The following is a 14666-nucleotide window of genomic DNA, read 5'->3' on the forward strand; positions in this document are numbered from 1 at the left end:
CCCGGTTCGCCGGGAAAGGTCGGGGAAAACCCGCATCCCGCGCACCGGCGAGGCACACGGACGGTGTCGGTGACCCGCGTTACCGTCGTAGGGACGCCACACCGGAAGACGGAAGAAGGCGCAAGATGGGCACTGTATCCGGTCCCACACACCAGCCAGGCGAGCCCGTGGATTCGGGTGACTCGGAGCACGCCGGGGAATGGCACTTCTATGCGGTGGTCGGAACCACCGTTCAGGGTAGGCACACCCTCGCCAGGTTCGGACCGCGGCCGACCGCGCTCGACGCGCTCAGGCTCGCGATCCACGCCGTCAACCACACGGCGTTCTCGCTGCTCGAGCAGGGTGTGAACGGCGACCCGTGTGCGGACATCCGCCTGCTGGAGCGGCTACCGATCACGGAGTTCACCATCGAACGCCACCACCGCACGACGCGGGTGGCCGATCGGCGCTGGGCGCTGACCGGGCGAAAGCACCATCGGAAGACCAGCAGGCGAGACCGACCCGCGGTGGCCTGAGGGCGCGGTCGACGCCCGTCACCTCAGGAGCGGGCGAGGTGGAACCAGCGGGGGTTCCCCCGCCGGACCGGTCGCGGCAGCAGCCCGGCGTCCGCGACATCGGAGATCAGCCGCCAGCCGGCGAACGTGCGCTCCACCTCGGCGCGGTCCGTGCCGCGGGGGAGTGGTCCCCGTCGGCCGGGGCCGAAAGCGAACATGAGCAGGCTCGCCCCTGGCTCGGTGATCCGGGTGAGCTCGTCGGCGTAGTGGGCCCGCTCGCCTGCGGTGAGACCGTGAAAGCACCCGATGTCGAGCACGAATCGATATCCGCGGCCGACCGACTTCTCGAGTTCGGTGACATCGCCGAGCACGAACGTTGCCTCGACCCCGGCCTTCTCGGCCCGCGCCCGGGCGCGGGTCACCGCCAGCGGCACGGCGTCGATCCCGGTCACCCGCCAGCCGCGGCGGGCCATTTCGATGGTGTGGGAGCCGGTACCGCACCCCGCGTCGAGGGCCTTCCCCGGCGGGGCCGGCGGCGCGTCCTGGCCGTCGAGCAACGCGGTCAGCTGCGCGCCGATCGACTGGCCCGCCCACTCCCACGGCGTGAGGCCGAGCCGGTAGGCCAGCCGGTACCAGGTGATCACGCCCGCCCTCTCGGATGTCCCCACGCGTCGACGATCGGCACGGCGGGTTCGATTCTGGGTTCGGCCATCGCGGATCCTCTCGCCGGTGCCAGTGTGCTCCCCGGAAAATCGGTCTGTCCAGGGTCGACGGTCGCGCCCGCGGTCGCCATCGGGTCCTGGTGCGTGCAGCAGGATGCTGTCAGAAAACAAGAACGTGTTCTATATTTGGGGTGAGTGTCCGCATAGTCGCGGCGCCGTCTTCGCGTGCCGCACGTTGCGCACGATCCGCCGATCAATGGGAGTTCCCGACATGTACGAGTGGTCTGACACCGACCTGATGTTCCGCGACGCCCTGCGTGGCTTCATCGAGAAGGAGATCAAGCCGCACGTCGACAAGCTCGAGAGCGGCGAGCTGCCCCCGTTCGAGATCATCCGGAAGATGTACTCGACCTTCGGCATGGACGAGATGGCGAGCGAGGCGCTCGAGAAGGCCTTCGCGAAGGAGGAGGCGCGCGAGCGCGGCGAGACCGTCCCCGAGTCCGGCGAGAAGGGCGGCGGCTTCAGCGGCGCAGGCAGCATGGGCGTCATCCTCAACAGCGAACTCGCGGGCGTGAGCCTCGGCCTGGTCGCGTCGATGGGCGTGAGCCTCGGCCTGACGGTCGGCACGCTGCGCAGCCGCGGCACGCTGGCGCAGAAGAAGCGCTGGCTGCCCGAGCTCGTCACGATGGAGAAGGTCGGCGCGTGGGCGATCACCGAGCCCGACTCCGGCTCGGACGCGTTCGGCGGCATGAAGTCCTACGTCCGCCGCGACGGCGAGGACTACATCCTCAACGGCCAGAAGACCTTCATCACCAACGGCCCGTACGCCGACGTGACCATCGTCTACGCCAAGCTCGACGAGGGCGACTCCTCTGTGGACCGCCGCGACCGCAAGGTGCTGGGCTTCGTGCTCGACAAGGGCATGGAGGGCTTCACCCAGAGCCCGGCGTTCAAGAAGATGGGCATGAACTCCTCGCCCACCGGCGAGCTGTTCTTCGACAACGTGCGGATCAGCAAGGACCGGCTGCTCGGCGAGACCGAGAACCCCGCCAAGGGCGACGGCAAGGAGAGCGCCAAGGAGTCCTTCGCGGCCGAGCGCATCGGCATCGCCTCCCTCGCGCTGGGCATCATCAACGAGTGCCACCGGCTGTGCATCGACTACGCCAAGACCCGCAAGCTGTGGGGCAAGGAGATCGCTCAGTTCCAGCTCATCCAGCTCAAGCTGGCCGAGATGGAGGTCGCCCGGATCAATGTGCAGAACATGGTGTTCAACGCGATCGAGCGCACCGCCGCAGGCAACAAGGTGACCCTCGCCGAGGCATCGGCGATGAAGCTGTACTCCTCGCGTGCTGCCACCGAGGTCGCCATGGAGGCCGTCCAGCTGTTCGGCGGCAACGGCTACATGGCCGAGTACAAGGTGGAACAGCTCGCGCGCGACGCGAAGTCGCTGATGATCTACGCGGGTAGCAACGAGATCCAGGTGACGCACATCGCGAAGGGCCTGCTCAGCGCCTGACCCAGCGCAGCGACGGCGAGCACTCGCCGATTCTTCCTCGCCGCCGTCACCCATCTCGGTGGCGGCGACGAGGCCGTCAGGCCGTCAGTTGGTAGAAGCGCCAGAACCCGAAGCCGTCGATCGGGAGTATCTCGAATCCGGTGAATCCCGCCTCGAATGCATAGCCGCGCAGCGTGTCCGGGCGCATGACAGTTCCGGTGGCGGCGGTGGGCCGGTGGCTCATCCCGTCCGGCAGACAGATGAGCAGGCTGAAGCCGTACATCAGTCGCTCGGTCTCGTCGCCAGGAGGGTCGAACGAGTCGGCGACCGCCTCGTCCATGATGACGACGCGGCCCCCGGGGACCAGCGACCGCCTGGCCGCGGTGAGCACCCCGACGGGGTCGGGCATGTCGTGCACGCACTCGAAGGCGAACACACAGTGGAAGGCGGACGCGGGTAGCCGGGCCGCATCGCCGCAGTGGAAGGCGACGCGGGAAGCGACATCCGGGTTCGCGTCGCCGTTGCTCGAGGCCAGCCGTGCCGAGGCCGCGTCGATGTCGAACCCGTCCACGGTGGCCGCCGGGTACGCCCGGGCGAGTGCGATCGTCGACCAGCCGCCGCCACAGCCCAGGTCGGCGATCCGGGTGCCCGGCTCGCGAAGAAGCGCGTCCAGGTCGGGAACCGATCGCAGGGCGTCCGGCAGGGCCCGCTCGTACCAGGGTCGGTTCATCTCGGCCTGCGACTCGCGGGCGTCGGCCCCGTACTGCGCCCAGCCGACCCCGCCGCCGGAGCGATACGCCTCGAGCAGCGCGGGCATCTGTTCGGCCGCGGCGCAGAGCATCCGGGCCAGCGGCGCGAGATGGGCGAGGCTGGACCCGTCGGTGAGCACCTCCGCCGCCGCAGGCGGCAACGTGAATCGTCGGGGTCCGACGGAATCCACCTCGATCAGACCGGTGACGGCCTGTTGCTCCAGCCATTCCCGCGCGTACCGAGGGTGGGTGTCGGTGCGGGCGGCGAGTTCTTCCGGCGTCGCCGGGCCGTCGACCCGCAGACTCCGGTACCAGCCGAGGCGGTCGCCGAGGTGGATCGACAGCAGATCGACGGTGCCGAGTGCGGCCTCGACGAGGCGTTGGGCGAGAGCGTCGGCCTCGGCAACCGGTTGCGTTGTGGACATGAGCCCTCTCCCGCTTCTCGGAGACGACGGATGCGTCCCTTCCGGACCATCGTCGTCCGAGCGTGGCGGGCTGTCACGGTTCGTTCGCCGGGTGAAACACGAGGCGGAGGCGCGATCAGCCCGTGGCGTCGGTGCGCGCGAGCTCCTCGACCCGGCGACGCAGGGTGGACTCGGTGTGTTTGATGGCCGTTCCGACGATCGGCTCGACGATCTTCGCGAGCACCTTGCCCGCGAGCCCGCCCGGCAGCGAGTACTCGAAGTCCACCGTCATCTCGGTGCTGTCGTCGCTCGCCGGGGCGAATCGCCACGTCGACGAGTTCGAGATCCCGTCGACCGATGCCAGGGTGATCAACCGGTCCTGTTCCCACTCGGTGATCGTGACCCTGGAGTTCAGGGCCTTGGGGCCGAGCTGCATGGTGGCATCGAAGGTCGCCCCGAGTCCCTGGGTCTGCTCGCCGACCGGCTCGAACCGGGTCACCCCGAACATCCACGCGGGCACATTCTTGTAGTCGTCCACATAGGCGAAGCCGGCGCGCACCGGAGCCTTTGCGATCGCGGTGATGTGAATGGTGCCCATGTCTCTCCTAGTACTGACGTCGGCCCTGATGGCCATACGTAGACGGTACTAGCTTTCACAGTTACTTGGACAAGGGTTCGGCTGCGAGTTCCATCGGCTTCATTACAGTTGGAGGCATGCAGCAGCGTGAACGGGACGGCCGGGGCAGGCCGCTCAACGCGCGCCCCCGCGACGGGTTGGGGAGGCCGTTGCCGCGCGGCGCCGAGGGTGTCGCGCGGGTGCCGGAGGAGGTCCTGCTGACGCCTGCGGATGCGATTGCCGAGGCCCAGCGCCTGCTGGACGAGGGCATGCCGTTCCATGCACACGAGGTGCTCGAGGGTTCGTGGAAAGCGGCGCCGGATTCCGAACGCGAGCTCTGGCAGGGGCTTGCGCAGCTCGCGGTGGGTCTGACGCATCTGTTGCGAGGCAATATCGTTGGCGCCCAGTCGCTGCTGCGTCGCGGCCAGGACCGGATCCGCGGGTTCGAGACGGGCGCTCCGCACGGTCTCGACGTCACCGGCCTGGTGGCCTGGTCGCAGGGCGTGCTGGACGGGCTGGCGGGCGCGGGTTCGGAGATGCCGGTGCCGAGCACACCGCGGCTGCTGCGCCGGGGGTGCTGACCGGGTCGCCCGGCTGGTGCGCGGGTCCGCGCGCTCAGCGCGCAGACCCGCGCGTGTCGATCAGGGGAAGGTACTGCCGACGAAGTGGTCGCCGGTGCTGCTGCCGACGAACTCTCCGTCCGTGACAGTCTCAGCGGGGCCGACGAGGCCCAGCAGGGTGGCGATCAACGCGCTCAGGTTCATTGGCTTCGACTCCTGGTGATTTCTGATGTGCTGGGGACGCGCCCTCAGACCGGGCGCCCGTCCAGTTCTACCGCACCCGTATTGGACGCGGGTTCGATTCGGAGATGAACCTTCGTCCTCATTGAACTCGGGCGAAACGCGTTGCGGTGAAGTATGTTCCGGTCTTCGTGGGGCCGGACGGCACTGTGGGGGCTGTCGGTGTTCGACAGCCCCCACAGTGCGTTTGCGTGACTACTCGCTCGAGCCGCCCGTGGCGCCCGTGCCCTCGGAGGATCCGAGAATGCCGAACACGGTGCTGAGCGCGCCGAACAGGGTGGACAGTTCAGACGAAGAAGGCATTTGTTCTCCTGTGTGTTCTCATCGGTGGCAATGCGCCGAGGGTTGCGCGCGTGCAGTATTTCTACCGGATGAGGTATCGATCTGGTCACAAAATGACATCCTCGTGATCTACATCTCAATCCGCCCGATTCGACGACCGCCCCCCTGGGGTTGAGGTATCAGCTGCCGATGGCGAGCTGAAGGCCGAACGGCAGGCCGATCACGGTGCCGATGAAGATGTTGTTCGCCAGGGCGAGATTGAACAGGGCGCCTAAGTCGATCGGGGGCATGTTGGGGTCTCCTTGTGTGGGTGGAGTGGTGTGCGTCCCTGGGCGGGCGCGCACCAGTTGTACCGCACGCGATGCCACTTCGGGGCGGAATCGCCGAACCGGATGTACGTCGAAATGTGCTGTTGCACAAGGTAGTTCAGTGATCTAATGAATGGTGGGCTTGGCGGTCGGCGACGTCGGGCTGGGTGGTCCGGCCATCGTGCGTTTTCGGCCACGGCGGGGACCATCGGAAGCGGACTGGACGCCCGCCCGCATTTCCGAGCATCAAACCTCATCGGGGCCTGTGGGGTGTGAAAACCGCGAGGAAATTTCTTCTGGGATCCGATGCCCGGCCTGTTATGGCAATAACAAGCAAGCGTGCTTGATTTTTATGGCTCGCGGTGTGATGCTGGTCGCAGCACTTCTCAAGGGAGCATTCATGGCCGATCTGGGTACCACCATCGGGGACCTGCGGGTGGAGGGTGATCAGCTCGACGCGCTGGTCGCGAGCCTGACCGACGAACAATGGGCGGGCCCGACGCCCGCCAAGGGCTGGTCGATCGCCCACCAGATAGGGCACCTGGCCTGGACCGACCGCGCCTCACTGATGGCGGTCACCGATCCCGAGGGCTTCGCCGAGTCGCTGGCCGAGGCATGGAAGAACCCCCTCGGTTTCGTCGACGAGGCCGCCGAGATCGAGGCCGCCAGGCCGCCCGCCGAACTGTTGACGGACTGGCGCACCGGTCGGTCCGCACTGGCCGAAGCGCTCGCCGCGGTGCCGAGCGGTACCAAGCTGCCCTGGTACGGCCCGCCGATGAGTGCGATGTCGATGGCCACCGCCCGGCTGATGGAGACCTGGGCGCATGGGCAGGACGTCGCGGCGGCGCTCGGCGTCGACTTCCCGCCGACCAACCGCCTGCGCAGCATCGCGCATCTCGGTGTGCGTACCCGTGACTTCGCGTACGCAGTGAACGAACTGACCCCGCCTGCGGAGGAGTTTCGGTTCGAGTTGACGGCCCCTGAGGGCGACGAGGTCTGGACCTGGGGCCCCGAAGACGCGGCGCAGCGCGTCACCGGCCCCGCCGCGGACTTCTGCCTGTTGGTCACCCAGCGAGCGAACCCGGCGGACCTGGACCTGACCGCGGTGGGACCCGATGCCACCGCGTGGATCGCAATCGCCCAGGTCTTCGCCGGTCCTCCCGGCGCGGGCCGTGACCCGAAGGTGGACGCATGACAAACCCGGTCCGGATCGGAAACTGTTCCGGCTTCTACGGAGACCGCATCTCGGCGATGCGCGAGATGCTCGAGGGCGGCGAACTCGACTACCTCACCGGCGACTACCTCGCCGAGCTGACGATGCTGATCCTCGGTCGCGACCGGATGAAGGATCCCTCCCGGGGCTATGCCAAGACGTTCCTCCGCCAGGCCGAGGACTGCCTGGGGTTGGCGCTGGACAAGGGCGTCAAGATCGTCGCCAACGCGGGCGGGCTGAATCCGGCCGGGCTGGCGCAGGCGCTGCGTGAGGTGAACGAGCGGCTCGGTCTCGGCGCGGTCATCGCCCATGTCGAGGGTGATGACCTGATCGCCAGGGCGGCGGAGCTGGGGCTCACCGGTGCGCCGGGCGCGCCGGCCCCGCTGACCGCCAACGCCTATCTCGGCGCATGGGGAATCGTCGAATGCCTCGGCGCGGGGGCGGACGTCGTGGTCACCGGCCGGGTCACCGACGCGTCGGTGATCGTCGGACCAGCAGCGGCGCACTTCGGCTGGGAGCGAACGGATTTCGACCAGCTGGCCGGAGCCGTCGCGGCCGGGCACGTGATCGAGTGCGGCACGCAGGCGACCGGGGGCAACTACTCCTTCTTCACCGAGATCGCCGACCTGGGTCGACCCGGATTCCCGATCGCGGAGATCCACGCGGACGGATCCTCGGTCATCACCAAGCACGCGGGGACCGGGGGTGCGGTCAGCGTCGGCACCGTCACCGCTCAGCTGCTCTACGAGATCACCGGCGGCCGCTACGCAGGACCGGACGTCACCACCCGGATGGACTCCCTCGAACTCTCCTCCGACGGACCCGACCGGGTCCGCATCAGCGGGGTGCGGGGTGAGGCGCCGCCGCCCACGCTGAAGGTCTCCCTCAACGCGCTGGCCGGGTTCCGCAACGAGTTCACGATGATCCTCACCGGTCTGGACATCGAGGCGAAGGCAGAGCTCGCCCGCACGCAGTTCGAGGCGTGGATGACCACCAAGCCGGCCGAGATGACGTGGACCCTCGCGCGCACCGATCACCCGGACGCGGACACCGAGGAGACGGCGAGCGCGTTGCTGCGCTGCGTCGTCCGCGATCCTGATCCGAATGTCGTCGGTCGAGCCTTCTCGTCCGTGTCGGTCGAGCTCGCGCTCGCCAGCTACCCGGGCTTCAGTCTGACCGCGCCGCCGTCGAACGGACAGCCGTACGCCGTGTTCACCCCCGGCTACGTCGACGCCGCCGAGGTGCCGCACACCGCGGTCCTGCCCGACGGCACCAGGATCCCGATCGCCCCGAGCGGGCCGACTCTGGAACTGGCCACGGTGGCCGATCCCGAACTGCCGCAAGCGTTGCCGACGACGCCGACGATCCGAGTCCCGCTCGGTGTGATCGCGGCCGCCCGCAGTGGCGACAAGGGTGGCAACGCGAACGTCGGAGTCTGGGTTCGCACCGACGAACAGTGGCGCTGGCTGGCCAACACGCTCACGGTCGAGGAGCTCGGGCGGCTGCTCCCTGAGGCGGCGGGGCTGCCGGTGACCCGCCACCTGTTCCCGAAGCTGCGCGCGGTGAACTTCGTCATCGAGGGCATCCTCGGGGCGGGCGTCGCCTCGCAGGCCCGATTCGATCCGCAGGCCAAGGGCCTCGGGGAGTGGCTGCGTGCCAGGCACATCGACATTCCGGGAGAACTTCTGCTCGGTAGCGAGCCCCTGGGAGGAACACTGTGAGCGTGTGGACCACCGACGAGCGAAAGGCGTTGCGCGAGACGGTTCGCCGCTTCGCCGAGCAGGACGTGCTGCCGCACCTCGACGAGTGGGAGCGACACGGCGAGCTGCCGCGGGAGCTGCACAAGAAGGCGGGCGCGCTGGGGCTGCTCGGCGCCGGGTTCCCCGAGTCGGTCGGCGGGTCCGGCGGCGACCTCGTCGACGCCGTGACCATCTGCGAGGAGATGCACTACGCGGGCGGGTCGGGTGGCCTGTTCGCCTCCCTGTTCACCTCGGGCATCGCGTTGCCGCACCTCGTCGCCGCAGACGACCAACGGCAGATCGACCGCTGGGTGCGGCCGACCCTCGCGGGCGAGCTGATCGGCTCGCTGGCGATCACCGAGCCCGGTGGCGGCTCTGATGTGGGGCACCTGCGGACCAAGGCGATTCGGGACGGCGACCACTTCGTCGTCAACGGGGCCAAGACGTTCATCACCTCCGGCTGCCGCGCCGACTTCGTGGTCACCGCCGTCCGCACCGGCGGGGAAGGGGCGGCCGGAGTGTCGCTCCTCGTCATCGAGAAGGGCACACCCGGATTCGAGGTGACACGCAAGCTCGAGAAGATGGGCTGGCTGGCCTCCGACACCGCCGAGCTGTCCTTCGTGGACGCCCGGGTTCCGGCGGAGAACCTGGTCGGCGCCGAGAACAGCGGGTTCCAGCAGATCGCGCAGGCCTTCCTCACCGAACGGATCGCGCTTGCCGCCCAGGCCTACTCGAGCGCCCAGCGATGCCTGGACCTGACCCTGCGATGGTGCCGGGACCGGGAGACGTTCGGCAGGCCGTTGATCAGCAGGCAGTCGGTGCAGAACACCGTCACCGAGATGGCTCGCCGGGTCGACGTGGCGCGGGTGTACACCCGCGCGCTCGTCGAGCGCTCGCTGGAATCGGATCAGGATTTCATCGCCGAGGTCTGCTTCGCGAAGAACACCGCCGTGGAGGCGGGCGAGTGGGTGGCGAATCAGGCGGTGCAGTTGTTCGGCGGGCTCGGCTACATGCGCGAAAGCGAAGTCGAAAGGCAATACCGGGACATGCGAATCCTGGGGATCGGCGGTGGCACCACCGAGATCCTGACCGGGTTGGCGGCAAAGCGATTGGGGTATCAGTCATGACGGTTCTCAGGTCCACCCTCGACACCGGGTCGGAGGTGTACGCGACCGCGGTGGAGACGATGAACGCCAAACTCGCCGAGCTCGAGACCGAGCACGCCAAGGCGCTGGCAGGCGGCGGCGAGAAGTACGTGGAGCGGCACCACAAGCGAGGCAAGCTGCTCGCCCGTGAGCGGATCGAGCTGCTGATCGATGCGGATTCGCCGTTCCTGGAGCTGTGCCCGCTCGCGGCATGGGGAAGCGACTTCCCGGTCGGCGCGAGCACCGTGGTTGGCATCGGCGTCGTGGAGGGGATCGAGTGCCTGATCGTCGCGAACGACCCGACCGTCCGCGGCGGCACCAGCAACCCATGGACGCTGCGGAAGGGCTTCCGGGCCAACGACATCGCGATGCAGAACCGCCTGCCGGTGATCTCGCTCGTCGAGTCCGGTGGCGCGGACCTGCCGACCCAGAAGGAGGTGTTCATCCCGGGCGGACGGATGTTCCGCGACCTAACCCAGCTCTCCGCGGCCGGGATCCCCACGATCGCCCTGGTGTTCGGTAACTCCACCGCGGGTGGTGCCTACATTCCGGGCATGTCCGATCACGTGGTGATGATCAAGGAGCGCTCCAAGGTGTTCCTCGCCGGCCCACCGCTGGTGAAGATGGCCACCGGCGAGGAGTCGGACGACGAGTCGCTCGGCGGCGCCGAGATGCACGCGCGCAAGTCGGGCCTGGCCGACTACTTCGCCGTCGACGAGCAGGACGCGATCCGCATCGGCCGAAGCATCGTCAAGCGGCTGAACTGGAAGAAGGAGGGACCGGCGCCCCGGGCCGAGGTGATCGAGCCGCTGGCGGACCCGGAGGAACTCCTCGGCATCGTCCCCGCGGACCTGAAGATCCCGTTCGACCCGCGCGAGGTGATCGCCCGCATCGTCGACGGATCCGATTTCGACGAGTTCAAGCCGATGTACGGCTCCTCGCTGGTCACCGGGTGGGCGGAGCTGCACGGCTATCCGGTCGGCATCCTCGCGAACGCCCGGGGCGTGCTCTTCAGTGAGGAGTCCCAGAAGGCCACCCAGTTCATCCAGTTGGCGAACCGCTCCAACACCCCTCTGCTGTTCCTGCACAACACGACCGGGTACATGGTCGGCAAGGAGTACGAGGAGGGCGGGATGATCAAGCACGGCTCGATGATGATCAACGCCGTCGCGAACTCGAAGGTGCCGCACATCTCGATCCTGCTCGGCGCCTCCTACGGGGCCGGCCACTACGGAATGTGCGGCCGGGCCTTCGATCCCCGATTCCTGTTCGCTTGGCCGAGTTCGAAGTCCGCGGTCATGGGCGGCGCACAGTTGGCAGGCGTCATCTCCATCGTCAGCAGGGCCTCCGCGGAGGCCCGTGGACAGGCGTTCGACGAGGAAGCCGATGCCGGCATCCGCGCCATGATCGAGAACCAGATCGAGGCCGAATCGCTGCCGATGTTCCTGTCCGGTCGGCTGTACGACGACGGCGTCATCGATCCGCGTGACACCCGCACGGTGGTGGGAATGTGCCTGTCGGCCATTGCCTCCGCCCCGATCCAAGGCACCGAGAACTTCGGCGTCTTCCGCATGTGAGGCAGACCGTGATGACTTCCCCTAACGCTTCGCTCAGACCGGCGATCCGGTCCGTTTTGGTGGCAAACCGCGGCGAGATCGCGCGGCGGGTGTTCGCGACCGCGCGTCGGACCGGCGTCGGCACCGTCGCGGTGTTCTCCGACGCAGACGCGGCAAGCCCGCACGTGGCCGAGGCCGACGCGGCGATCCGGCTCCCGGGCAACACCCCGGCCGAGACCTACCTTCGGGCCGACCTCATCATCGACGCGACGCGTGCCGCGGGCGCTGACGCGATCCACCCCGGTTACGGATTCCTCTCGGAGAACGCGGGATTCGCGCAGGCGGTCGAAGACGCGGGACTGACCTGGGTCGGCCCGCCGGTGAAGGCCATCGAGTCGATGGGCTCCAAGGTCGAGTCCAAGAAGCTGATGGACGCCGCGGGCGTTCCCGTCCTGGCCGAGCTCGCGCCCGACGAGGTCACCGAGGCGCACCTGCCGGTGCTGATCAAGGCGTCGGCCGGTGGCGGCGGACGCGGCATGCGCGTGGTGCGCGAGTTGTCTTCGTTGGCAGGCGAACTGGAGGCGGCCCGGCGCGAGGCACAATCCGCCTTCGGTGATCCGACGGTGTTCTGCGAGCGCTACCTCGAGACCGGCAGGCACATCGAGGTCCAGGTGATGGCCGACAAGCACGGCACGGTGTGGGCGGTCGGCGAGCGTGAGTGCTCCATCCAGCGCAGGCACCAGAAGGTGGTGGAGGAGGCCCCGTCGCCGCTGGTCGAGCGGACCCCCGGCATGCGTGAGCGGCTCTTCGAGGCATCGCGGCTGGCGGCGAACGCCATCGGCTACGAGGGCGCGGGCACCGTCGAGTTCCTGGCGGACGAGCGCGGCGAGTTCTTCTTCCTCGAGATGAACACCCGGCTACAGGTCGAGCATCCGGTCACCGAGTGCACCACCGGACTCGACCTGGTGGACCTGCAGCTGCAGGTCGCCGCGGGCGTCGCGCTGCCTGCCGAACCCCCGGCGCTGCGCGGGCACTCGATCGAGGTCCGGCTCTACGCCGAGGACCCGGCGAAGAACTGGCAGCCGCAGAGCGGGACCGTCCACCGCATCGAACTCCCCGGCACGGTGGAGGAATTCGCGGTCCTGGACCGGCAGGGCGTGCGACTGGACTCCGGCGTGGTGGCCGGCTCGGTCGTCGGGGTGCACTACGACCCGATGCTCGCCAAGGTCATCTCCTTTGCGCCGACCCGCGGACAGGCCGCGCAGCTGCTCGCCTCGACGCTGGCCCGCACCGCGCTGCACGGCCTGCGGACGAACCGCGATCTGCTGGTGAACATCCTCCGTCACCCGGCCTTCCTGGCCGGGGACACCGACACCGCGTTCTTCGACACCCACGGGCTCGACACCCTGGCGCGGCCGCTGGCCGGTCCGGATGCCGAGGCGGTGTCCGCGCTGGCGGCGGCGTTGGCCGATGCCGCGGCGAACCGGGCGGCGGCGCGCGTCGACGGCCGGATCCCGAGCGGGTGGCGGAACCTGACGTCGCAGCCGCAGCTCAAGCAGTACACCAGCGCGTCGGGGGAGTACGACATCCGATACCTGCTCGGGCGCGGTGGCCTTCGCGCCGAGGGCTTCGAGCACGTCTCGCTTGTGTCGTCGAACCCGGACGTGGTGGTGCTGGAGGTGGCAGGCTTGCGCCGGACCTTCGACGTCGCCCGGTACGGCGACGAGGTGTTCGTCGACTCGCCGCTCGGACCCGTCGCCCTGACCGCGACCCCGCGGTTCGTGGATCCGGCGACGATCGTCGCGGCGGGTTCGCTGCTCGCTCCGATGCCGGGCGCGGTCATCCGCCTCGGTGCCGCGCAGGGTGATTCGGTCACCCTCGGCCAGCCGATCGTCTGGCTCGAGGCGATGAAGATGGAGCACACCATCACCGCTCCCGCGTCGGGTGTGCTCGTGGAGCTCCCGGTTTCGGTCGGCCAGCAGGTCGACGTCGGGTCTGTCCTTGCCATTGTTGAACCTGAAGAGACGGAAGAGGAATCGGCATGAGTTTTATCGAGAGCGACGAGCAGAAGGCACTGCGCGCGGCGGTGTCCAAGCTCGGCGAGCGCTTCAACTACGTCGACTACGTGCTGCCGCGGTCGCGCAGGGGCGAGCCGCTGACCGAGCTGTGGAACGAGGCGGGCAAGCTCGGCTTCCTCGGGGTCAACCTGCCGGAGGAGTACGGCGGCGGGGGAGCAGGCATCTACGAGCTCGCCCTGGTGCAGGAGGAGCTGGCCGCGCACGGCGCGGGGCTGCTGCTCGTCGTGGTCTCGCCCGCGATCTGCGGCACCATCATCGGCAAGTACGGCACCGATGAGCAGAAGCAGCAGTGGCTTCCCGGCCTGGCCGACGGCAGCAAGATCATGGCGTTCGGGATCACCGAGGCCGATGCGGGTTCCAACTCGCACCAGATCTCGACCACCGCCCGCCGCGACGGCGCCGACTGGATCCTGACCGGGAGCAAGATCTTCATCTCGGGTGTGGACCAGGCGGACGCGGTGCTGATCGTGGCGCGGACCGAGGACCACAAGACCGGCAAGCTCAAGCCCGCGCTGTTCATCGTGCCGACCGATACCGAGAACTTCGTCAAGACGCCGATGGAAATGGACATCATCGAGCCGGACCACCAGTTCACGCTGTTCCTCGACGAGGTCCGGGTGCCGGGTGAGGCGTTGGTCGGATCGGAGGACGCCGCACTCATGCAGCTGTTCGCCGGCCTGAACCCGGAGCGGATCCTCGGTGCGTCGATGGCGATCGGCGTCGGCCGGTACGCGATCGAAGCCGCGGTGAAGTACGCGAAGGAGCGCACCGTCTGGAAGACCCCGATCGGGGCGCACCAGGGCGTCGCACATCCGCTCGCCCAGGCGAAGATCGAGCTCGAGCTTGCCAAGGTGATGATGCAGAAGGCCGCGTTCCTCTACGACAGCGGCGACGACTTCGGCGCGGCCGAGGCCGCGAACATGGCGAAGTACGCGGCGGCAGAGGCCAGCATCAAGGCGCTCGACCAGGCCATCCAGACCCACGGTGGCGCCGGGCTGAGCAAGGAGTACGGACTTGCCGCCATGCTCGGGGCCGCCCGGATCGCGCGGGTGGCGCCGGTGAGCCGGGAGATGATCCTCAACTTCGTCTCCCAGCACTCGCTCGGGCTGCCGAGGTCGTACTGAC

Annotated in this window: 13 protein-coding genes; 9 read left to right on the forward strand and 4 right to left on the reverse strand. The window is 68.5% G+C overall.

What is annotated here, in order from left to right; all coding sequences use genetic code 11:
- The first annotated feature begins 167 nt into the window (after positions 1–167).
- Positions 168–515 carry a hypothetical protein gene (locus FCG67_RS08530; protein WP_246044939.1) on the forward strand — a complete coding sequence of 116 codons (348 nt, stop codon included), beginning with the start codon at positions 168–170 and terminating at the stop codon, positions 513–515.
- 23 nt (positions 516–538) lie between these two features.
- Here the strand turns inward: FCG67_RS08530 and FCG67_RS08535 are convergent, their stop codons facing one another.
- Positions 539–1162, reverse strand: a complete 624-nt coding sequence (locus FCG67_RS08535) for a class I SAM-dependent methyltransferase (RefSeq protein WP_246044940.1) — start codon at positions 1160–1162, stop codon at positions 539–541.
- A 265-nt stretch (positions 1163–1427) separates the two neighbouring features.
- On the opposite strand from FCG67_RS08535, the gene FCG67_RS08540 reads away from it, so the two are divergent.
- Complete coding sequence (locus FCG67_RS08540) at positions 1428–2672, forward strand: acyl-CoA dehydrogenase family protein (RefSeq protein WP_136908868.1); 1245 nt, start codon at positions 1428–1430, stop codon at positions 2670–2672.
- 76 nt (positions 2673–2748) lie between these two features.
- Here the strand turns inward: FCG67_RS08540 and FCG67_RS08545 are convergent, their stop codons facing one another.
- Positions 2749–3825, reverse strand: a complete 1077-nt coding sequence (locus FCG67_RS08545) for a class I SAM-dependent methyltransferase (protein WP_136908870.1) — start codon at positions 3823–3825, stop codon at positions 2749–2751.
- Positions 3826–3940: 115 nt separating this feature from the next.
- Complete coding sequence (locus FCG67_RS08550; RefSeq protein WP_136908872.1) at positions 3941–4402, reverse strand: SRPBCC family protein; 462 nt, start codon at positions 4400–4402, stop codon at positions 3941–3943.
- Positions 4403–4518: 116 nt separating this feature from the next.
- Here FCG67_RS08550 and FCG67_RS08555 point away from each other — a divergent pair, with 116 nt between their 5' ends.
- Complete coding sequence (locus FCG67_RS08555; protein WP_136908874.1) at positions 4519–5001, forward strand: DUF309 domain-containing protein; 483 nt, start codon at positions 4519–4521, stop codon at positions 4999–5001.
- Positions 5002–5061: 60 nt separating this feature from the next.
- On the opposite strand, the gene FCG67_RS25550 is transcribed toward FCG67_RS08555, so the two are convergent.
- Complete coding sequence (locus FCG67_RS25550) at positions 5062–5184, reverse strand: hypothetical protein (protein ID WP_281282325.1); 123 nt, start codon at positions 5182–5184, stop codon at positions 5062–5064.
- Between the two features lie 1026 nt (positions 5185–6210).
- Between FCG67_RS25550 and FCG67_RS08560 the strand changes: the two genes are divergently transcribed.
- The 6 genes from FCG67_RS08560 to FCG67_RS08585 are packed head-to-tail and all read left to right on the forward strand — an operon-like array spanning position 6211 to position 14665.
- Positions 6211–7005, forward strand: coding sequence for a TIGR03084 family metal-binding protein (locus tag FCG67_RS08560; RefSeq protein ID WP_136908876.1), 795 nt, complete (start codon positions 6211–6213; stop codon positions 7003–7005).
- Positions 7002–8744, forward strand: a complete 1743-nt coding sequence (locus FCG67_RS08565) for an acyclic terpene utilization AtuA family protein (protein WP_136908878.1) — start codon at positions 7002–7004, stop codon at positions 8742–8744. Before FCG67_RS08560 ends, FCG67_RS08565 begins: the two co-directional genes overlap by 4 nt.
- Entirely contained in the window at positions 8741–9889 is a 1149-nt protein-coding gene (locus FCG67_RS08570; RefSeq protein ID WP_136908880.1) for an acyl-CoA dehydrogenase family protein, read from the forward strand. Before FCG67_RS08565 ends, FCG67_RS08570 begins: the two co-directional genes overlap by 4 nt.
- Positions 9886–11484 (forward strand): acyl-CoA carboxylase subunit beta, encoded by a 1599-nt coding sequence (locus tag FCG67_RS08575; protein ID WP_097210982.1) that lies wholly within the window; start codon positions 9886–9888, stop codon positions 11482–11484. The genes FCG67_RS08570 and FCG67_RS08575 overlap by 4 nt, the downstream gene beginning before the upstream one ends.
- A gap of 11 nt (positions 11485–11495) precedes the next feature.
- Positions 11496–13508: an acetyl/propionyl/methylcrotonyl-CoA carboxylase subunit alpha gene (locus tag FCG67_RS08580; RefSeq protein WP_136908882.1), complete on the forward strand. Its 2013-nt coding sequence runs from the start codon at positions 11496–11498 to the stop codon at positions 13506–13508.
- Positions 13505–14665: an acyl-CoA dehydrogenase family protein gene (locus tag FCG67_RS08585; protein WP_136908883.1), complete on the forward strand. Its 1161-nt coding sequence runs from the start codon at positions 13505–13507 to the stop codon at positions 14663–14665. Before FCG67_RS08580 ends, FCG67_RS08585 begins: the two co-directional genes overlap by 4 nt.
- Position 14666 lies beyond the last annotated feature (1 nt).

This window comes from Rhodococcus oryzae, from assembly GCF_005049235.1.
In the GTDB taxonomy this organism is placed as follows: domain Bacteria; phylum Actinomycetota; class Actinomycetes; order Mycobacteriales; family Mycobacteriaceae; genus Rhodococcus_G; species Rhodococcus_G oryzae.